The 20,005-nt window shown below is 48.8% G+C and carries 15 protein-coding genes and 8 tRNA genes; all 23 read right to left on the reverse strand.

All coding sequences use genetic code 11. The features are described 5' to 3' along the window. Positions 1 to 123: 123 nt before the first annotated feature. Positions 124 to 1,695 (reverse strand): glutamate--cysteine ligase, encoded by a 1,572-nt coding sequence (gene gshA / locus R4537_RS16300; protein ID WP_071179677.1) that lies wholly within the window; start codon positions 1,693 to 1,695, stop codon positions 124 to 126. 111 nt (positions 1,696 to 1,806) lie between these two features. Continuing rightward, a complete protein-coding gene (locus R4537_RS16305) occupies positions 1,807 to 4,662 on the reverse strand; it encodes a M16 family metallopeptidase (protein WP_071179676.1) in 2,856 nt (951 codons plus the stop codon). Between the two features lie 9 nt (positions 4,663 to 4,671). Next, on the reverse strand, positions 4,672 to 5,133 hold the full coding sequence (locus tag R4537_RS16310; RefSeq protein WP_071179675.1) for a YqaA family protein: 462 nt from the start codon (positions 5,131 to 5,133) through the stop codon (positions 4,672 to 4,674). Then, positions 5,127 to 6,077, reverse strand: a complete 951-nt coding sequence (locus R4537_RS16315) for an NADP-dependent oxidoreductase (RefSeq protein ID WP_071179674.1) — start codon at positions 6,075 to 6,077, stop codon at positions 5,127 to 5,129. Before R4537_RS16315 ends, R4537_RS16310 begins: the two co-directional genes overlap by 7 nt. A 122-nt stretch (positions 6,078 to 6,199) precedes the next feature. Beyond that, positions 6,200 to 7,330, reverse strand: a complete 1,131-nt coding sequence (locus R4537_RS16320; protein ID WP_071179673.1) for a sodium ion-translocating decarboxylase subunit beta — start codon at positions 7,328 to 7,330, stop codon at positions 6,200 to 6,202. A gap of 9 nt (positions 7,331 to 7,339) precedes the next feature. Further along, positions 7,340 to 9,127 (reverse strand): sodium-extruding oxaloacetate decarboxylase subunit alpha, encoded by a 1,788-nt coding sequence (gene oadA / locus R4537_RS16325; RefSeq protein WP_071179672.1) that lies wholly within the window; start codon positions 9,125 to 9,127, stop codon positions 7,340 to 7,342. A gap of 34 nt (positions 9,128 to 9,161) precedes the next feature. Continuing rightward, a complete protein-coding gene (locus R4537_RS16330) occupies positions 9,162 to 9,422 on the reverse strand; it encodes an oxaloacetate decarboxylase subunit gamma (RefSeq protein ID WP_071179671.1) in 261 nt (86 codons plus the stop codon). A gap of 364 nt (positions 9,423 to 9,786) precedes the next feature. After that, positions 9,787 to 9,863: transfer RNA gene (locus tag R4537_RS16335), tRNA-Arg, on the reverse strand. Positions 9,864 to 9,935: 72 nt separating this feature from the next. Continuing rightward, positions 9,936 to 10,012 (reverse strand) — tRNA-Arg (locus R4537_RS16340). A 55-nt stretch (positions 10,013 to 10,067) separates the two neighbouring features. Then, a tRNA-Arg gene (locus R4537_RS16345) sits at positions 10,068 to 10,144 on the reverse strand. A 71-nt stretch (positions 10,145 to 10,215) separates the two neighbouring features. Beyond that, positions 10,216 to 10,292: transfer RNA gene (locus R4537_RS16350), tRNA-Arg, on the reverse strand. Between the two features lie 55 nt (positions 10,293 to 10,347). Continuing rightward, a tRNA-Arg gene (locus R4537_RS16355) sits at positions 10,348 to 10,424 on the reverse strand. Positions 10,425 to 10,490: 66 nt separating this feature from the next. Beyond that, positions 10,491 to 10,583: transfer RNA gene (locus R4537_RS16360), tRNA-Ser, on the reverse strand. Positions 10,584 to 10,605: 22 nt separating this feature from the next. Then, positions 10,606 to 10,682: transfer RNA gene (locus R4537_RS16365), tRNA-Arg, on the reverse strand. A 33-nt stretch (positions 10,683 to 10,715) separates the two neighbouring features. Next, a tRNA-Ser gene (locus R4537_RS16370) sits at positions 10,716 to 10,808 on the reverse strand. A gap of 181 nt (positions 10,809 to 10,989) precedes the next feature. Further along, positions 10,990 to 11,187: a carbon storage regulator CsrA gene (gene csrA, locus R4537_RS16375; RefSeq protein ID WP_000906485.1), complete on the reverse strand. Its 198-nt coding sequence runs from the start codon at positions 11,185 to 11,187 to the stop codon at positions 10,990 to 10,992. Positions 11,188 to 11,278: 91 nt separating this feature from the next. Then, a complete protein-coding gene (locus tag R4537_RS16380; RefSeq protein WP_071179105.1) occupies positions 11,279 to 12,466 on the reverse strand; it encodes an aspartate kinase in 1,188 nt (395 codons plus the stop codon). 329 nt (positions 12,467 to 12,795) lie between these two features. Then, positions 12,796 to 15,378 (reverse strand): alanine--tRNA ligase, encoded by a 2,583-nt coding sequence (alaS, locus tag R4537_RS16385; protein WP_071179104.1) that lies wholly within the window; start codon positions 15,376 to 15,378, stop codon positions 12,796 to 12,798. Between the two features lie 172 nt (positions 15,379 to 15,550). After that, positions 15,551 to 16,009, reverse strand: a complete 459-nt coding sequence (recX, locus tag R4537_RS16390; RefSeq protein WP_071179103.1) for a recombination regulator RecX — start codon at positions 16,007 to 16,009, stop codon at positions 15,551 to 15,553. Positions 16,010 to 16,141: 132 nt separating this feature from the next. Next, positions 16,142 to 17,206 carry a recombinase RecA gene (gene recA, locus R4537_RS16395; protein ID WP_002031026.1) on the reverse strand — a complete coding sequence of 355 codons (1,065 nt, stop codon included), beginning with the start codon at positions 17,204 to 17,206 and terminating at the stop codon, positions 16,142 to 16,144. Between the two features lie 133 nt (positions 17,207 to 17,339). Then, complete coding sequence (pncC, locus tag R4537_RS16400; RefSeq protein ID WP_000853812.1) at positions 17,340 to 17,846, reverse strand: nicotinamide-nucleotide amidase; 507 nt, start codon at positions 17,844 to 17,846, stop codon at positions 17,340 to 17,342. A 166-nt stretch (positions 17,847 to 18,012) separates the two neighbouring features. Continuing rightward, positions 18,013 to 19,143, reverse strand: coding sequence for a sulfate/molybdate ABC transporter ATP-binding protein (locus R4537_RS16405; protein WP_000027769.1), 1,131 nt, complete (start codon positions 19,141 to 19,143; stop codon positions 18,013 to 18,015). After that, the gene (cysW, locus tag R4537_RS16410; RefSeq protein WP_000951362.1) at positions 19,140 to 20,003 is read right to left on the reverse strand and encodes a sulfate ABC transporter permease subunit CysW; all 864 of its coding nucleotides are present in this window, start codon (positions 20,001 to 20,003) and stop codon (positions 19,140 to 19,142) included. The genes R4537_RS16405 and cysW overlap by 4 nt, the downstream gene beginning before the upstream one ends. Positions 20,004 to 20,005 lie beyond the last annotated feature (2 nt).

Below are 20,005 nucleotides of genomic sequence, written 5' to 3' on the forward strand. Positions count from 1 at the left end.
GGAACAAATTTGCACAGCCATCGGCTGCCTTTGGTGAGAGCCAAGGATGGCTCTCATAATCCCCATGAGCATAGGCAAACTATGTGATTGGGGTGAACGAACGTAGCCAACACCGCTGCAGCTTCAAGCAGGAAGGGTATAGGCAAAATATTGCGTTAGGTAAGCATCAAAATTGAGCGTCTCTTTCGCTTCAATGTCGGCTTGCGCTTGAATCGAGCGGCGCACTTCCTGCTCCATCTCATCTTGTGAGTAGAACTGGTATTGGTGCTGTAAATTAGCCGCTCGATACTCATTACCTAACGCGCAGCCTGTTTTACCTAAGCCGCTGTGCTGTTTAATTTCTGCTAGGATTTGTGCCGAGAGCGTCAGCTCAGGATTTTCTATCCAAGTCTCTAGTTTGGCACACACCGCTTGGTAGGCATCACCACCGAGAGCGGCATCCATAGTTTTAGCGATCACACGTAGATCGGCAAACACACGTTTCGCCCAGGCCTGTAAAGTCAACACTTCACCATGGCAGCCAATTTGCAGTTCTAAGCCCGGTTTGCGACCTGCCAGTACTACTTTACGCCAGTTGTCACGCCAACAAGCCAGTTCACAGCCATCCATTGGATCAGAATCTGACAGCGCTGTCCATGCTAAGAATAGGTCGAGAAAACGAACCTGATCTTCATTAATTCCAATCGGGCTAAATGGGTTCACATCGAGCGAGCGCACTTCAATATATTCCACCCCAGCACGCGCTAGGGCTTGCGAAGGTCGCTCACCACTTTGTGTCACACGTTTTGGACGAATCGGCGCATACAGCTCATTTTCAATTTGCAGTACGTTGCTATTGAGCTGGCGATATTCTCCCTCTACTTTCACACCCAGTTTGGCAAACTCGGCTGAGGGGGTGCGGATCGCTTCATTTAACCCTTGCAGATACTGCTCTATGCTATTGAAACCAATTTGCAGCACACTTTGCGCGCTGTTGGTGTAGCCCAAATCGCTTAGACGCAGCGAGGTGGCATAAGGCAGATACAAGGTTTTACCAATGGACTCGAACGGCAGATCGGTTTTGCGACCTTGTAAAAAAGACGAGCAGAGAGCGGGGGAAGCGCCAAACAGATACGGGATCAACCAACCAAAACGGTAGTAATTACGAATGACGCCAAAATAGGCCGCGGATTTACTCGTTTGACGAGCCGACTCTTCTTGCTCACCAAACAAGGCATCCCAGAAGCTTTCTGGGAATGAAAAATTGAAATGTACTCCGGAAATAATCTGCATCAGGCTGCCATAACGACGCTTGAGCCCTTCACGGTACAAGGTTTTCATTTTTCCAGTGTTCGACGAACCGTATTGTGCCAGCACTATCCCCTCTTCACTGCCGACGTAGCAAGGCATGGAGAGAGGCCAAAGTTTTTCATCGCCCAGCTTGGTCTGCGCGAAATGGTGAATATCCGACATCTGCGCCAGCAGAGTATCGACTTCATGCGAGACAGGGGTGATGAACTCCAGCAGGGACTCCGCAAAATCTGTGGTGATCCAACGGTGAGTTAATGCCGCTCCCAGTGCTTTCGGGTGTGGCGTTTGCGTGAGAGCACCTTCCGGCGTGTAACGCAGCGATTCGCGCTCCAATCCACGGCTAAACTTTTGAAATACTTCTGGTTTGTTTGCAACTGTTTGTAGTCGCTCGGCAAATTTACTCAAAATACGCTTCGCTTATGTAGGTGGTTCCAGTCGCACGCCGCCTGTTAAGCGTGGTGCTTAAGCAGCATAGCGAGTTTGGGGCGCAATCCGCCCCACTATTAAATGTGTACTCTAACGGATGATTTCAAGCTCTTCTAGCGGAATGCCTAACTTTTCCAACTGCGGCTTGAGTCGCTTGGCATCGCCCACCACAATAATTTGGTAATCCTCAGGATTGAACCATTTGGCCGCCAGTTCATTGAGTGTTGAGCGATCAACGCTTTTCACTATCTCATTACGTTGCTGTAGATAATCACGATCTAAACTGTACGTCAGAATACTGGAGACAAGTTGAGCTTTCTGCGCGGGTGTTTCATACATCAGCGCATCTTGTTGACCGACAGCGAGACGTAAAAATTTCATCTCTTCCTCGCTCATCCCCGCTTGGCTGAAATGATGCATCTCTTTGATCATTTCTTGAATCGCTTCAACGGTCACATCCGCACGTACTGGAGCGTTAAATACAATGGCCCCAATCTCACGGTTACTGGCAAAATAACTTCCTGCGCCGTAGGTATACCCTTTGTCTTCACGCAGATTTTGGTTTATCCGGCTATTGAAGTTACCTGCTAAGTTAAAATTCGCCAATTGAGTTAAGTACAACTCACCCGTGGCATCAAAGGGAAGCCCTTTACGCACCATACGGATGATACTTTGCGGCGCTCCCGGCTTATCCACTAAATAGATTTTCTGCTTAGTTAACGTTGGCACCACTTGTGGGTTAATCAGCGGGGCCGCTTCGCCTTTCCAATCGGCAATAAACTGCAACTGCTGACGAATTTCTCGCGCACTGATATCCCCCACTACCGCAATTTGCGCGCCATGCGGGGTGTAATGTTGACGGTAGAATTGCTTCACATCCTTCAAGGTCAAGGCAGAGATAGAAGCTTGCGTACCATCACCGGAGCGGGCAAACAAACTCTCCCCCCATAATACTTGGCGGGTGGCTTGCGATGCTAACCAGCTCGGTTGCTGGTGTTGGTAAACCACCCCTTGCAACATTTGCTGCTGTAAACGTGCAAAATCACTCTGTTTGAAAGCAGGTTTGAGCAGCATCTCTTGGGTGATTTGCAACGTCTCCGGCAAGTTTTTCTTCAAACTCGATACCACAATGCTGGTTGAATAGGCTCCCGCCACGACTTGAATGCTTGAGCCGAGTTTATCCAGTTGCGCTTGAATGGCTTCGGCGCTACGGTTTTGGCTGCCTTCTTGCAGCAGGCTGGCGGTTAAGTTAGCCAAGCCTTCTTTCCCCATCGCGACTTGACGCTCGCCCGCAGGTAATTGAATTTCAATCAGTACTGTCGGTGTTTCACGAGTTTGCGTGCCAAGCAGTTGTACGCCGTTGTCAAAATAGACATCGTACAGTTTAGGTAAACGTGGCTGAACCGCTTGTGCCACTTGCGGCATCTGCGAGCGATCAAAGCTATCTTTGACTTCGCGATAGGCAAGCTGCTCATCACCAATTTTTTGATATTCCGGCAGTTGACGTTCAGGAGTGATAAAGGTTGCCGGACGTACCGCAAAGTCCGTTTTGCCTTTTGCCACTACACTAAGTGTCACTTTCGGCTGGCCATCCAGATAGCGAGTGAACACCTGCTGCACCGACTCTGGTGTCACTGCGCGGATTTTCTCTAGCTGACTTTCAATGCGATCTGGCTGGTCAAAGAAGGTTTGATTGGCCGCCAATTGGCTGACTTTGCCTTTGACACTCTCTAGCGCAAATACAGCACTGGCCTCTTCTGAGCCGATGATCTGTTCTAGACGCGAAGCAGAGACGCCCTGCAGCTTAAACTTTTCCAGCACTTGCAGGGTTTCTTGATACAGTGGAGCAAGCTTACCTTTGGCTCCCGAGGGAGCCATGGCATACACATAAAAGGTACAGGCGAGCTCAGCACAGTCTTGGAATGCGCCCGCATCAACCGCCTTTTGAGTTTTTACTAGCTCTTGATAGAGCAGGCTGTTGTTGCCACTGCCTAGGGCACTGGCTAGAGCATCCAGTGCGACTTGATCCTCTGCGCCCAGATATTGCGTTGGCCACCCTATGAGCAGCATCGGTTGCTGCACACGATCTTCCAACGTAATAAAACGATCTTCACTCAACCTTGCTGGCTGCTTCGGTGCATCGACCACTTCTGGGCCTTTCGTGATCGAGCCAAAGTATTTTTGAACCCAAGCTAAGGTTTGTTTAACATCCAGATCGCCACCTATGGTTAACACCGCGTTATTTGGGCCATACCAACGTAGGAAAAAGGCTTTTAAATCATTGACATCAACCCGGTCTAAATCGCTGACATAACCAATCGTTTGCCAAGAATAAGGGTGCCCTTCGGGATAAAGTGCCTCACCCATTTTTTCCCACATCAAGCCATAAGGGCGGTTGTCATAATTCTGAGCGCGCTCATTTTTCACGGTATCACGCTGGATCTCAAACTTGCGCTGCGAAACCGCATCGAGCAAAAAGCCCATTCGATCCGCCTCAAGCCACAACATTTTTTCTAATTGATTGGCAGGAACCGTTTCAAAATAGTTGGTACGGTCGCGGTTGGTGGTGCCATTGAGCGAGCCGCCCGCTTCAGTGATCAAACGAAAATGCTGCTGATCGCCGACATGTTTAGAGCCTTGGAACATCATGTGCTCAAAGAAATGAGCAAAGCCCGATTTACCAATCTCCTCACGAGCGGAACCCACGTGATAGGTCACATCAACATGCACCAAGGGGTCGGAGTCATCCGGTGAAAGGATCACGGTCAGTCCATTTTCCAAACGATACTTCGAGTACGGGATCATGACTTTACCCGGTTCGGCTTTCACCTCTTCGACCAAGGTGACGCCTTTCGGCAAAGAAGAAAACAGCGGCAACGATGAGTCAGAACTACTGCATCCCGCTAATAACAAAAGAGAAAATCCAAACAACGCGACTTTTCTCATCACATCTCCTTAAAACAAACCGTAATACAGCGCAGCAAGCAATGAATAACGCAGCGCCTTGCCAATCAAAATCATCAAAAATGCAGGGAATACTTTTAAACGTAGCCAACCTGCCGCTAAACAGAGTGGGTCACCAATAATCGGCAACCAACTCCCAAGCAACGCCCAATAACCGTAACGTTGCAACCAGAGCTTGGCTTTATGACCTTGTTTTTGTGAATCAGTTCGATGTGGCAGCCATAAACCTAACGCGTAGTTGGTCATGCCACCTAAAGTGTTCCCGGCCGTTGATACCGCTACGATGAGCCAAACCGGATGTTGAGCGAGCGATAAACTCGCCAACAACGCAGCTTCAGAGCCGCCCGGTAATAATGTTGCACTGAGAAAACCACTCCAGAACAGTAAACTCAGCGGCGATTCAGCAAAGAGAGCAATGAGTAGCGCAGAAGAGTCATTCCACCACTCTAGCATTTCATATCAAGAAGCAACTTGCCTCGCGTGTGTCCGGATTCAATCTGCTCATGCGCTTGCGCGGCGTCTAACAGTGAATAGATGTGCTGAATTTCGATTTTCAGTAGCCCGACACTGACCATATACAGCATGGTATCGAGCTGCTCTGGATTCGGATCTACCAACATGCCCGTAGCTTCAAAACCGAGTAGCTTGGCTTTTTCGCAGATAAGCTCGGCGGTTAACGTCGGTACAGTAATGACGCGAGCGTTATCTTTTAGGCATTTAAGCGCATCCAACGCCGCCTCTCCCCCCACCAGATCGATTAACACATCCACCTCTTCTAAACGCTGAGAGACGGGCGCAAATTGGTAATTGATCGCATGAGCGCCAAGCGTGGCCAGATAGTCTAGATTCGCTTCACTGCAAGTGGTAAACACTTCTGCTTTAGCGGCCAGTGCAATTTGCACTGCAATATGCCCAACGCCCCCCGCCCCCGCAAGAATTAACACACGTTCACCTTCTTGAACCTGTGCTTTACTCAAGGCTTGCGCGGCGGTTTGCCCAGCCAAAGGCAGTGCGGCGGCAGCTTCTAACGTTACCGCATCAGGAACCAGACTCAATTCCTGCTCAGGCACACAAACATACTGACTGTAACCACCACCGCGCAATGGAAAACCAATAAATCCCGCCACATTATCCCGCTCTTTAAGACGAGTTACCTCTTCTCCAACGGCGATGATTCGTCCTGAGATATCGTAACCGGGTATCCACGGCAGTTTGTCTTTATTTTGTGCTGCCGCCCATCCTAAACCCGCCCGGGTTTTCACATCGATAGGGTTAACACTCGCGAAAGCAACTTTCACTAATACTTCACCCGCTTTGGGGGTTGGAATTGGCGCACTTTGCATAGCCAACACATCCGGTGTACCAAATTGGGTAATGACGATTCGTTTGTTTTCCATTTCCACTATCCCTATCGCGCGAATAAAAAGGGATGCCGAAGCATCCCTTTGAATATATACCAATTTCTTTTAAGTCGTTAACTTTGCATCGCTATTTTGCACAAAGTGCAACCAGCTTATGATTAACCCACTAGAGCCAACAGTACACCCGCCGCAACAGCAGAACCTAAAACGCCAGCCACATTTGGCCCCATGGCATGCATCAACAAAAAGTTTTGCGGGTTGGCCTCTAGACCCACTTTATTGACGACTCGCGCCGCCATAGGTACCGCAGAAACACCCGCAGCGCCAATCAATGGGTTGATATCCTCTTTCGAAAATTTATTGAGCATCTTCGCCATCATAACCCCACCGGCAGTACCAAGACTAAAGGCCACTGCACCTAAGGCTAAAATTCCCAACGTATTGGCATTTAGAAAGGTATCAGCTTGTAGCTTAGAGCCAACGCCTAGTCCCAAGAAAATGGTCACTATATTGATCAGCTCGTTTTGCGCCGTTTTAGATAAACGATCAACCACACCCGCTTCACGCATCAAATTGCCCAAACAGAACATGCCGACTAGAGGTGTAGCAGCAGGCAAAAATAGAATAGTCATCAACAATACCAGCAGAGGAAAGACGATTTTCTCAGTTTTTCCAACATGGCGTAGTTGGGCCATCTTAATTTGGCGCTCTTCTGGTGTGGTTAGCGCTTTCATGATCGGAGGCTGAATGATTGGCACCAAAGCCATATAGCTATAAGCAGCAACAGCAATAGCCCCCAATAAATCGGGCGATAACTTACTAGCCAGAAAAATCGCCGTAGGACCATCAGCTCCGCCAATAATCGCAATCGAAGCCGCATCCGCCATAGTAAAATCAATACCCGGAATCCAATTGAGTAAGATAGCACCGAACAGAGTAGCAAAGATGCCAAACTGCGCTGCTGCTCCTAACCACAAGGTTTTCGGATTTGCTATCAACGCACCAAAATCAGTCATCGCTCCGACGCCCATGAAGATCAGCAACGGAAATATTCCCGATTCAATACCAAGGTAGTAAACATAGTACAGTAGGCCACCAGGCTCAGTGAAACCTGCATTAGGAATATTGGCTAATACAGCTCCAAAGCCAATTGGTAACAGCAGTAGTGGCTCAAATCCTTTGCTGATGGCTAAAAAAAGTAGCGTACAGCCCACTATGATCATGATGATCTGGCCTAATTCAAAATTGGCAATGCCCGTCTCTTGCCATAAGGTGATTAATCCGTCCATGATCTTCCCTTATGCCAAGCTCAGCAGTGATGCGCCAACGCGAACGCTGTCGCCTTCTTTGACATGCAGTTCCTGAATCACACCATTGCGCGCTGCACGAATTTCAGTTTCCATCTTCATCGCTTCCAACACGATAAGCACATCGCCTTCTGCAACTTCATCACCTTGTTCAACTTGGATTTTAAAAATGGTCCCCGCCAAAGGGGCGGCAACCGCTTCAGCACCTTGAATGGTTGTTACAACAGTCGGTTTTGGTGCTGCTTTTTGGCCAGCGGGTACCACTGAGGTCAATTGACCTTGTGGACCCACTTCAACGTCATACACCACGCCGTCCACTTTCACACTGTAACTCTCTATACCCGCTGCAGGTTTGGTAGTCGCAGGGGCGGTAGCCACCTGAGCGGGCTCTTTGCCGGGCGCAGGTTCAAACGCCTCTGGATTATGGCGATTTTTCAGAAATTTCAGGCCAACTTGTGGGAACAGTGCATAAGTCAGAACATCGTCTACCTGTGCATCCGCTAAGGTGATATTTTCTACTTGCGCTTTTTCAAGCAGCTCTTTAGTGAGATGGTCCAGTTCATCTTGCAGCAGATCTGCGGGGCGACAAGTAATCGCTTGCCCACCTTCTAATACGCGCGTTTGCAGCTCAGCATTCACGCTAGCAGGCGTTGCACCGTATTCACCTTTAAGGACGCCCGCGGTTTCTTTGGTAATGCTCTTATAGCGCTCACCGGTTAACACGTTGATCACCGCTTGAGTGCCGACAATCTGCGAGGTAGGAGTCACTAAAGGAATAAACCCAAGATCCTGACGAACGCGAGGGATCTCTTCCAATACCTCATCGATGCGATGCGCCGCACCTTGCTCTTTCAACTGGCTTTCCATATTAGTCAGCATGCCGCCGGGCACCTGCGCAATCAGAATGCGTGAATCAACACCTTTTAACTGACCTTCAAACTTGGCGTATTTTTTACGAACCTCACGGAAATACGCGGCGATCGGTTCAAGTTGATCCAATTTGAGTTGTGTATCACGCGGCGTATCCTGCAGCATCGCGACCACGGTTTCCGTCGGCGTATGACCATAAGTCTGGCTCATTGAGGAAATCGCGGTATCAAGAATATCAATCCCCGCTTCCACTGCTTTGACTGCCGTAGCTGTAGATAAACCCGTTGTCGCGTGACAATGCAGCGCCAAAGGCACCGCGCAAGACTGCTTAATACGCGTGATTAACTCTTCGGCCTCATAAGGTTTGAGTAGACCCGACATGTCTTTGATACACAAAGAGTGGCAGCCGAGATCTTCAAGACGTTTTGCTAAATCCACCCAAGTCTGCGTATTGTGCACAGGGCTCGTCGTGTAAGAGAGCGTACCTTGCGCATGGGCACCTACATCAAGAGTCGCTTTTACCGCTTTTTCAAAATTGCGTACATCATTCATCGCATCAAAAATACGAAAAACATCCATGCCATTGGCATGGGCACGCTCGACAAATTTCTCGACGACATCATCCGCGTAATGACGATAACCGAGTAAGTTTTGACCGCGCAGTAACATCTGCATTGGGGTATTCGGCATCGCTTTTTTCAAAACGTGCAGACGTTCCCATGGATCTTCACCCAGGAAACGGATGCAAGCATCAAACGTCGCCCCCCCCCAAGTTTCCAACGACCAGTAACCGATTTTATCCAACTCAGCCGCGATCGGCAGCATATCTTCAATACGCATACGCGTAGCAAAGAGTGATTGGTGGGCGTCACGTAGGACGACATCGGTGATGGCTAATGGTTTAGACATGCTCATTAACTCCTTTTAATCCTTGTAATCCAGACTACTGTTTCGCTGTCGCACTGCGGTGCTGATGCACAGCCGCAGCGATTGCCGCCACGACTTGTGGACTAACGGAATCAGTGACTGGTTGAACTTTTTGACTTTTCTTGGGCGTTGCAGCAGCCTCGGGTACCTCTTGCGGTATCACACGAGACATAAACTGAACGAGATAAACGAGAAGAGTAAGAAATAGGAATACCACAAACATTCCGGTGACCATCAGAGTGGCGGCATCCAATAATAGACTTCCAATATGTGTCATTTTGCTTCCTTTGCGTGTCATCCTGACCCTCTTCTGAGTGCAAACATTTTCATGCTTCGCACAGAAGAAGTGGGATTATCTCGACTGAACAATAATTGTCAATTTGGTTACAAGCACTCTTTTAGCTCTGGCACAAACTGGAACAATAACTCATCAACTGAGGCTGAAACCAATGAAAGAGCAAAACCAAGAGGCTGCTTTTTGACCGACTAAAGTTAACTTAGCGCGAAAGAGGGGCAAATACTGCGATGAAGTTAATATCGCGGGGAATATCCTTCACAAAACAATAAGTTTTGAAAAAATAGTAAATAAATCGATCCTGAAATGTAAAAAAGCCCTGCATTATCATGCAGGGCTTCTAATATGGCGCGCTCGAGAGGATTCGAACCTCTGACCGCCTGGTTCGTAGCCAGGTACTCTATCCAGCTGAGCTACGAGCGCGCAATGTTTAATGATTTGATAATGAAAAATCCAGTATCAGGGTATTACCATTCTCTCTTAACGAGATAAAAGTGGCGCGTCCGAGAGGATTCGAACCTCTGACCGCCTGGTTCGTAGCCAGGTACTCTATCCAGCTGAGCTACGGACGCGCAGGCTTTGATTGTTTTCACAATCGACTCCCGAACATTCAGGAGCTTTAAATAGTGGCGCGCTCGAGAGGATTCGAACCTCTGACCGCCTGGTTCGTAGCCAGGTACTCTATCCAGCTGAGCTACGAGCGCGCAATGTTTAATGATTTAATACCGATATCTCAGTATTAGGGTATTACCTTTCTCTCTTAACGAGATAAAAGTGGCGCGTCCGAGAGGATTCGAACCTCTGACCGCCTGGTTCGTAGCCAGGTACTCTATCCAGCTGAGCTACGGACGCGCAGGCTTTGATTGTTTTCACAATCGACTCCCGAATATTCAGGAGCTTTAAATAGTGGCGCGCTCGAGAGGATTCGAACCTCTGACCGCCTGGTTCGTAGCCAGGTACTCTATCCAGCTGAGCTACGAGCGCGCAGGTTGTGAACTGTATCACAAATACTTTCTTCTAGAACAAAAAAATTGACCATAGGCCAATAAATGGCGGTGAGGGAGGGATTCGAACCCTCGATACGGCTATAAACCGTATACTCCCTTAGCAGGGGAGCGCCTTCAGCCTCTCGGCCACCTCACCACTTTCATATTCCAGAAGAATATGGCGCGTCCGAGAGGATTCGAACCTCTGACCGCCTGGTTCGTAGCCAGGTACTCTATCCAGCTGAGCTACGGACGCGCTGTGGCTTATCGAAATAAGCATTGCAAGAAATGGCGGTGAAGGAGGGATTCGAACCCTCGATACGGCTATAAACCGTATACTCCCTTAGCAGGGGAGCGCCTTCAGCCTCTCGGCCACCTCACCGTCTTGCGGAGGCACATATTACGATTTACCAAAAATATGTCAAACACTTTCTTGGTGAAAACTCAGCAAAACAACTCAACCGTTGGCAAATTAACCAAAGCGCTGAGAATTTGCACTTTCTAAATAAAAACACGGGGATAAACAAAAAGGTCGGCGTTAACGGCCGACCTTTCTTCGATAATTAGTAGTTGCCAGACGCAACGCCACCATTACCTTTTTCAGCTTGAATGCGCATGTAGATTTCTTCACGGTGCACAGACACTTCTTTCGGTGCGTTCACACCGATACGGACTTGGTTACCTTTTACACCTAATACTGTCACGGTCACTTCGTCACCGATCATCAGGGTTTCGCCAACACGGCGAGTCAAAATAAGCATTCTTAGCTCCTTGAGTAATCTCTGTATTTTCTTGCAACCACACTATTATCCATCAAAAGTTATGACAACGTAAACTCTCAATGGTGCCCGTTTAACCTAAAAAGGTTTGTTTTAGACCAAACTCTTGAGGGATTTCCGTCGTCACATAGGTCTCGTGCAAAATATTTGCCGCACGATCCACATTTGCAGGGTCTAACATTAGCATAGATGATTGTTCCGAGGCCGAGACATAACGCACATCGATACCATGTTGCGCTAAGGTCTGACGTGCATGAGTAACTAATGCCCCAGCTTGTAAACCAACCTTGGTGATGAGGCTCACGGGCTCTGAACCACGAATTTTCTCTGCGCCGACTAATTGTAGCTTGGCATAAGCATCGCGTTTAATCACAAATGCACTATTGGTAGGCTCTTCAATGGTTGTGCAGACGTCAATGCCGAGCATTTGGCACTGCTTGATGATACTTGGGAAAGATTCACTCTCCACTCTTATCAGGGTCATGTCTCGTTGAATAGCAATACCACATACTGCGTGAGTTGCGGCACTGCCTTTAATTAAACTGCCTTGGTTTACTTCAAAGGTAGAGAGCACTCTGAGTGGTACAGCATGCTTCCAAGCGTACTGCACGCACGGTAGGTGCAACACTTTTGCGCCTTTGCGTGCCATCTCTTCCATGGAAGGAAAATCAATCACATCCAGCTTACGAGCACTTGGTACAATGCGTGGATCACAAGTGTATATCCCATCGACATCAGTGAATATTTGGCATTCGTCGGCATTCAGTGCTCCAGCCAATGCTACAGCACTGGTGTCTGAGCCACCACGGCCTAACGTAGTGATATCCCCATTTTCATTAATGCCCTGAAAACCCGCAACTATCACAATAAAATCTTGTTCTAGAAGCTCGGTAATCGTTCGAGTATCAATATGTTTAATCGTCGCGTCATTGTGTTGATTGTCCGTCACAATATTCGCTTGAGCTCCGGTTAGTGAGCGGGCGGCATAGCCCATTTTGTGCAGTGTCATTGCCACTAAGGCCATTGACACCTGCTCACCAGCAGAGAGCAAAACATCAAGTTCTCTAGCGTTTGGTACGCTATCTACTTGCTGAGCTAAACCCACCAGTCGATTGGTTTCCCCTGCCATGGCAGAGACTACTACGACAACTTGATTGCCATCATTCTTCGCCTTAATGATGTGTTCGGCTACGGTTTGCATTCTTTCTATTGAACCCACCGAAGTTCCGCCGAACTTTTGCACGATAAGGGGCTTTTTCACCAGTATTCACCTTCCCAAGACCAAAGTCTCATCGGGATCAAACTTGTTTAACTTACATGTCGAACAAGGTTTGATCGTTACCAAAATAAAACCAAGCGGCTAATTGGCTTAGTCTATACCCAAACTACTTAGAGTTGCAGGTAGGCGGCAAGTGAGTTCATCCCCATGAGCATAGATACACTATGTGATTGGGGTGAACGAACGTAGCCAACACCGCTTCAGCTTCAAGTAGGAAGGGTATATATTTGCGCCAATTAAACCACTTGGTAGACCAGATAAAATTACGCTCAATCAACAAATATTGATTGAGCGTAATCTATTTATCACTGTTATAGACGCTCGGCAATCCAAGCGTCGACAGACTCTAAGGCCGATGGCAGAGCGTGAGCATCTGTCCCTCCAGCTTGAGCCATGTCAGGGCGGCCACCACCCTTACCACCGACTTGTAGTGCGACCATGTTGACCAGCTCACCCGCTTTGACTTTATTGGTCAAATCGTTAGTTACGCCAGCAATCAGGCCAACTTTGCCTTCAGCCACATTACCCAGCATGATGATGCCGCTGCTTAATTGGTTTTTGAGATCATCTACCATGCCACGTAGCGCTTTGTTGTCTGCACCGTTGAGCTGCGCAACCAATACGTTAACACCAGCGATCTGCTTAACTTGGTTAATAAGACCCGCGCTCTCTTTCGCCGCCAGCTTATCTTTCAACTGTTGGATCTCTTTCTCCAGCAGTTTGGCTTTTACCGCCATTTCAGACACTTTGGCATCATGCTGTGCTTGCTGTGCGTCGAGGTAATCTAATGCGCCTTCACCAGTCACCGCTTCAATACGGCGAATACCCGCAGCAATACCACCTTCAGAGATGATTTTGAACAGGCCAATATCGCCTGTGTTGCTTGCGTGGATACCACCACACAGCTCAGTTGAGAAGTCGCCCATCGACAGTACGCGCACTTGGTCATCATATTTCTCACCAAACAGCGCCATCGCACCTTTCGCTTTCGCTTCATCAATATTCATGATGTTGGTTTCGATGTGGTGATTGTGGCGGATCTCTTGGTTCACCAAACGCTCCACTTCTTTGATCTCAGCGGGCGTCATCGCTTCAAGGTGAGAGAAGTCAAAACGCAGGGTTTCCGCACGCACTAGAGAGCCTTTCTGTGCCACGTGTTCACCCAGCACTTTTCGTAGTGCTGCATGCAACAAGTGAGTCGCCGAGTGGTTCAGCGAAATTGCCGCACGGCGCTTTTCATCAACGATGGCATCCACCTGATCGCCTGTTGCCAATACGCCTTGAGCGAGCACACCGTGATGCGCAATCGCGTTACCTAATTTTTGGGTATCTTCAACATGGAAAATACCTGCGTCGGTTTTCAAAACGCCAGTATCGCCACATTGACCACCTGATTCTGCGTAGAATGGCGTGTTGTCTAGTACGATGATGGCTTTATCACCGGCTGACAGCGCAGAAACTTCCGCGCCCTCCACGAACATTTCGCGTACCACACTTTGGCCACGACTCGCCGTGTAACCGCAGAATTCGGTATTGGTGGCGGATTTGATCAGCGAATTATAATCCGTACCAAATTGACCAGCTTCACGAGCGCGTTGACGCTGCTCTTCCATCGCTTGTTCAAAACCCGCTTCATCAATGCTAAAGCCACGCTCACGCGCCACATCATTGGTTAAATCCGCAGGGAAACCATAGGTGTCGTAGAGTTTGAAGACGGTTTCACCATCCAGCACTTGGCCTGATAGTTGATCCAGCGCGTCATTCAGAATGCTCATGCCGCGATCCAGCGTACGTCCAAAGTTTTCTTCTTCGATACGTAGCACTTTTTCAACCAGAGCTTGCTGCTTTTTCAGCTCAACGCCTGCAGTACCCATCACTTCCGCCAATGGTCCCACCAACTTGTGGAAGAATGCACCTTGCGCACCGAGCTTATTGCCATGACGAACGGCACGACGAATGATACGACGCAGTACATAACCACGACCTTCGTTAGACGGCATCACGCCATCCACAATCAAAAAGGCACATGAACGGATGTGATCCGCGACAACGCGCAGAGACTGATTAGTCAGATCTTGGTAACCAATTGCGTCTGCGGCTGCTTTGATCAGCGTTTGGAATACGTCGATTTCGTAGTTGGAGTGCACGCCTTGCATGATCGCCGAGATACGCTCGATACCCATGCCCGTATCCACAGACGGCTTAGGTAGCGGCTCCATCGTGCCATCCGCATGACGGTTGAACTGCATGAAAACGTTGTTCCAAATTTCGATGAAGCGATCACCGTCTTCTTCAGGTGAACCCGGAGGTCCGCCCCAAATGTGCTCGCCGTGGTCATAGAAGATTTCGGTACATGGGCCGCAAGGACCAGTGTCACCCATCTGCCAGAAGTTGTCAGAATCGAACTTCTTGCCACCTTTTTTATCGCCGATACGAATAATGCGATCAGCAGGAATGCCGACTTTTTTATTCCAAATATCAAAGGCTTCATCATCGGTTTCATAAACCGTGACTAACAAGCGCTCTTTCGGCAGTTGCAGAACGTCAGTCAGAAACTCCCATGCATACTGGATCGCATCTTCTTTGAAATAGTCACCGAAACTGAAATTACCCAGCATTTCGAAGAAAGTGTGGTGACGTGCAGTGAAACCGACGTTTTCTAGGTCGTTGTGCTTACCGCCCGCGCGGACACAACGTTGAGCGGTCGTGGCGCGAGTGTAGGCACGCTTTTCCAAGCCCAAGAAACAGTCTTTAAATTGGTTCATCCCTGCGTTGGTAAACAGCAGGGTCGGATCGTTAGCAGGCACCAGAGAAGAACTTTCTACAATTTGGTGACCTTTGCTTTCAAAGAATGAGAGGAACGCGCGGCGCACCTCATCCGTGCTCATAAACATGCAGCTCTTCCTGAAATAATCAAGTTAGAATTTTGCGCTATTGTAAAGCAAGGATAACAGTTCGCCTAGTTTCTTCTCTTCAGCAAACTGAATGTGTGTCGAGCGGCAGCTCAGCCAAGATGCATAAAATCCAGAGCGGGATTAATAAGAGGAATGTAGAGGGTGAAAGCGGTTACTCATCAATCTCACTGGCTTGAAGCGCATAGCGGATTTGCTCAAAATTGAAACCACGGTACTGTAAGTACCGAACTTGTTTGGCGTATTGCGAGCGCTCAAGGCTGATGCCGCTTTTGAATTTCTTGTGTGCGACCTCTTTCGCTAGTTCAAACCAATCTATCGTTTGCTCGGCGAGGACTTGCTCAATCACCTCTTCCGCGACCCGCTTTTCTTTGAGTTGCTGGCGCAAACGCTGCTCACCGTAACCTTTCTGAACGATTTGTCGAACCTGACTTGCTGCGTAACGGGCATCACTCAAATACCCTAGCTCTAAAACGTACTTCACAACCTCATCAATCACTTCGGTAGGATGACCTTTGAGAGCTAATTTTTGGTGTAGCTCATATTCGCTATGATCGCGGCGACTCAGAAGTTGCAAGGCACTTTGTCGGCAAGTGGCTAAGTAGAAACTCATGGAACTCCCTATTAGGCTAACGGTGAGTTTTGAGTCACTCACTCAATTGGCAGCCAAAAAGAAGCCCTGCATTGCAGGGCTTCATTCACATCGAGATTGAGAGGCTGAACCTATTTGCTTTCAGCCTGCCGATTAAAACTCTTCTGGCACCGCGCCAAATTCAACGTCATCCGCCGCAGAAGATGCTTCAGCGATCAGCTGCATGTTTTCTGGGTTTAACAGCATTTCACGCAGTTTTTTATCTAGAGTTTTCGCAATTTCTGGGTTTTCTTTCAGATACTTGCAGGCATTCGCTTTACCTTGGCCGATTTTATCGCCGTTATAGCTGTACCAAGCACCTGACTTTTCAACCATCTTGTGTTTCACACCAAGATCGATGAGCTCGCCTTCGCGGTTAAAACCTTGGCCATACATAATTTGAGTGTTGGCTTCTTTAAACGGTGCCGCAATCTTGTTCTTCACAACCTTGATACGGGTTTCGTTACCCACCACTTCTTCGCCTTCTTTGATTGCACCAGTACGGCGAATATCCAGACGAACAGAAGCGTAGAATTTCAGTGCGTTACCGCCTGTCGTGGTTTCTGGGTTACCAAACATCACACCAATCTTCATACGAATTTGGTTGATGAAGATACACATACAGTTGGATTGCTTGAGGTTACCCGTCAATTTACGCATCGCTTGCGACAACATACGCGCTTGGAGACCCATGTGGCTATCGCCCATTTCGCCTTCAATTTCAGCTTTTGGTGTCAAAGCCGCGACCGAGTCAACAACAATCACATCTACCGCACCAGAACGAGCCAGTGCATCACAAATTTCCAGTGCTTGCTCGCCGGTATCTGGCTGAGAAACCAGTAGCTCATCGATATTCACGCCCAATTTCTTGGCATAAACCGGGTCCAACGCGTGCTCGGCATCGATAAACGCACAGGTTTTTCCTTCACGTTGCGCAGCAGCAATCAGTTCCAGAGTCAGTGTCGTTTTACCCGAAGATTCAGGGCCGAAGATCTCAACGATACGTCCCATTGGTAGGCCACCAGCACCCAACGCGATATCCAGAGACAGAGAACCGGTCGAAATGGTTTCTACATCCATCGCGCGGTTGTCGCCTAAGCGCATGATGGAGCCTTTACCAAATTGTTTTTCAATTTGACCGAGGGCGGCCGCAAGTGCCTTCTGTTTATTCTCGTCCATTACTCTCTCCGGATAGTCACTCTCAGGTGATAGGTAATTGTGTCGAAATCGGGTCGACGCTGATTTGTCATGTTGGGGCTCATTATACTGTTGATTTGTACAGTGTCCACCCCTGTATAGAAAAAAGTTTGGCTCAGTTAACGTTTTGAACCTGATCTGCTGCGAGATGTTCAATCAAGCTTTGCAACACATGCGCTATGGCTTGCTGACGCACTTGTTCGCGATCGCCTGCAAAATGGCAGGTTTCCACTTTGAGCCAACCTTGAACACTGGCAAAACCGAAGCAAACGGTGCCAACTGGCTTTTCTACGCTACCGCCACCAGGGCCAGCAATGCCGCTAATCGAAGCTGCTAGCGTAGCCCTTGAATGCAAGAGCGCGCCAAGCGCCATCTCTTCAACGGTCTGCTCTGAAACCGCACCAAATTGTTGTAATGTTGCTTGCCGAACACCGAGCATTTCTTGTTTGGCTTCATTACTGTAAGTCACAAAACTGCGATCAAACCATGCCGAACTTCCGGCCACTTCAGTCACCCAATAAGCCACACCACCGCCGGTGCAAGATTCTGCGCTAGCGAGGATCTGCTGCTGGTTAGCCAGTAGCCCTCCTAGCTGCTCACTCAAGGAATGCAGTGTTTTCATACGCTTGCCTCTCGCTTCTGTTTTATTGTGTCACTGGTGTTTCATTTTGCTTGGTAAAACTGCAGGCTAAACTACCGAATTAGGCGCTAATTGCAATCGTCCCAAATAGAAAGAGTGCCCTTGGGCACTCTTTCTCGGTCTAATTTCAGCCATCGTATTTCAAGCATCAGATTTCAAACATCAAACTACCCGGAGCCAAGAATGGCCAGCGTAGGACGCTCGGGCTACTTTGTCCTTCACTGGCAAAGAAATAGCCCACTTGCGGTGTAGCGAAGACTTGATCGCCGCGACTCAAGCGTTTTTCGCTTAAAGAACGATGTGAAAGTTTGGCTTCCCACAACTCTTGGCTTTGCCAACCGACAGGCGCTAGCTCAACGCGTACTTCTGCCCCAACCGGGTTAATCGAGACCACTTCAAACGGCAATGAGGCTTGGCTGTTCTCTTTATCTGACAGCGCCAACTCATGGCTGCGCACATAGAGCAAACCACTTTGACGCGTCGCGTCACTCTCTGGTGGCTGAATAAAGGCAGAGCCATTAACCCACTGACCATTTTGCCACTCACCCGCAAATTGATTAACGTTCCCAAAGAAATCAAACACAAAGCGGCTATTGGGCTGAGCGTAAAGTTCAACCGGCGAATCAATCTGCTCAATGCGGCCATTACTCATCACCACCACGCGATCAGACAGCTCTAAGGCTTCATCCTGATCGTGCGTCACAAACACGCTGGTAAAACCTAACTCATCATGCAGACTACGCAGCCAACGGCGCAGCTCTTTACGCACTTTGGCATCCAAAGCGCCAAACGGTTCATCCAACAGTAGCACTTCAGGTTGAGTTGCCAGTGCGCGAGCCAGCGCAATACGCTGCTTTTGGCCTCCAGAAAGCTGCTCTGGATAACGATGCGCCAAATGACCAAGTTGTACGATTTCAAGCAGTTGCTTCACGCGCTTTTGAATTTCCGCCGGATTTGGACGCTGAGCACGCTCCATCACCTGCAAGCCAAACGCTACGTTATCGGCCACCGTCATATGACGAAACAGCGCATAGTTTTGGAACACAAAGCCAACTCGGCGGTCGCGCACATGCACATTGGTTACGTCACGATCACGAAAATGAATCGTGCCAGAATCCGCCCCTTCCAAACCGGCAATAATGCGCAGTAACGTGGTTTTTCCGGAGCCAGATGGCCCTAACAAACCAATCATTTCACCATCTTCAATCTTGAGAGAAAGCGGGGCAAGCGCCTGAAACTGGCCAAAATGTTTAGAGATATTATCTAGACGAATGCTCATAAAGTTCCCTGCTCATTATGCTCGACCGCCTGAAGGCGCTCTTGACGCCACTCGACCAAAGCTTTCAGTAATAGTGTTAATAGGGCGATAAACGCCAGTAGCGAAGCGCTAGCAAAGGCCGCTTGCGATTGATAATCCTCGTACAGAAGCTGTACATGCAAAGGCAAGGTATTGGTTTCACCTCGAATATTGCCTGAAACGACGGCTACCGCGCCAAACTCCCCCACCGCGCGAGCATTGGTGAGGATCACGCCATAAATCAGTGCCCACTTAATGTTAGGCAGAGTGACTCGGCGAAACAGCTGCCACCATGATGCGCCCAAAATCACCGCAGCTTCTTCATCCGAACGTCCTTGCTGCTGCATAAGTGGAATTAGTTCACGCGCCACAAACGGACAGGTCACAAACACAGTCACCAGTACAATGCCCGGCCAAGCAAACATGATTTGCAGATCGCGCTCATACAACCATTCGCCCAACCAGCCACTGGTGCCATAGAGCAGCAGGTAAAGTAGCCCCGCCACCACCGGAGAAACAGCGAACGGAATATCAATCAAGGTAATCAAAAACTTGCGACCAACAAATTCAAAGCGGGTCACTAGCCAAGAGAGCAGCACACCAAACACCAGATTGATTGGCACTGTCAGTAGTGCCACCACCAGAGTTAACCCAATCGCGTGGCGCGTATCGGGGTCATTAAAGTAACTGAAATAAGCGCTAATGCCGTTGGCAAACGCTTGTTGGAAAATACTCAGCAGTGGGATCAGCAGCAGAACGGCCACCAATAGCAGAGCCAATGCGATCAAACTCCATTTCACCCACGGCTTTTCACCGACACGTAAAGGCTGAGAATGTGCCATAA

The organism is Vibrio paracholerae, from assembly GCF_037672085.1.
Taxonomy (GTDB): Bacteria; Pseudomonadota; Gammaproteobacteria; order Enterobacterales; family Vibrionaceae; genus Vibrio; species Vibrio cholerae.

Bases quoted from the DNA above. Each gene is read 5' to 3' on its own strand.
- R4537_RS16320 (WP_071179673.1), bottom strand. From the start codon at position 7,330: ATGGACGGATTAATCACCTTATGGCAAGAGACGGGCATTGCCAATTTT.
- pncC (WP_000853812.1), bottom strand. From the start codon at position 17,846: ATGAAAACACTGCATTCCTTGAGTGAGCAGCTAGGAGGGCTACTGGCT.
- R4537_RS16315 (WP_071179674.1), bottom strand. From the start codon at position 6,077: ATGGAAAACAAACGAATCGTCATTACCCAATTTGGTACACCGGATGTG.
- cysW (WP_000951362.1), bottom strand. From the start codon at position 20,003: ATGGCACATTCTCAGCCTTTACGTGTCGGTGAAAAGCCGTGGGTGAAA.
- R4537_RS16310 (WP_071179675.1), bottom strand. From the start codon at position 5,133: ATGCTAGAGTGGTGGAATGACTCTTCTGCGCTACTCATTGCTCTCTTT.
- recA (WP_002031026.1), bottom strand. From the start codon at position 17,206: ATGGACGAGAATAAACAGAAGGCACTTGCGGCCGCCCTCGGTCAAATT.
- alaS (WP_071179104.1), bottom strand. From the start codon at position 15,378: ATGTTTATGAGCACGGATGAGGTGCGCCGCGCGTTCCTCTCATTCTTT.
- R4537_RS16405 (WP_000027769.1), bottom strand. From the start codon at position 19,143: ATGAGCATTCGTCTAGATAATATCTCTAAACATTTTGGCCAGTTTCAG.
- recX (WP_071179103.1), bottom strand. From the start codon at position 16,009: ATGAGTTTCTACTTAGCCACTTGCCGACAAAGTGCCTTGCAACTTCTG.
- R4537_RS16330 (WP_071179671.1), bottom strand. From the start codon at position 9,422: ATGACACATATTGGAAGTCTATTATTGGATGCCGCCACTCTGATGGTC.
- oadA (WP_071179672.1), bottom strand. From the start codon at position 9,127: ATGTCTAAACCATTAGCCATCACCGATGTCGTCCTACGTGACGCCCAC.
- csrA (WP_000906485.1), bottom strand. From the start codon at position 11,187: ATGCTTATTTTGACTCGCCGTGTTGGCGAAACCCTGATGATCGGTGAC.
- R4537_RS16305 (WP_071179676.1), bottom strand. From the start codon at position 4,662: ATGAGAAAAGTCGCGTTGTTTGGATTTTCTCTTTTGTTATTAGCGGGA.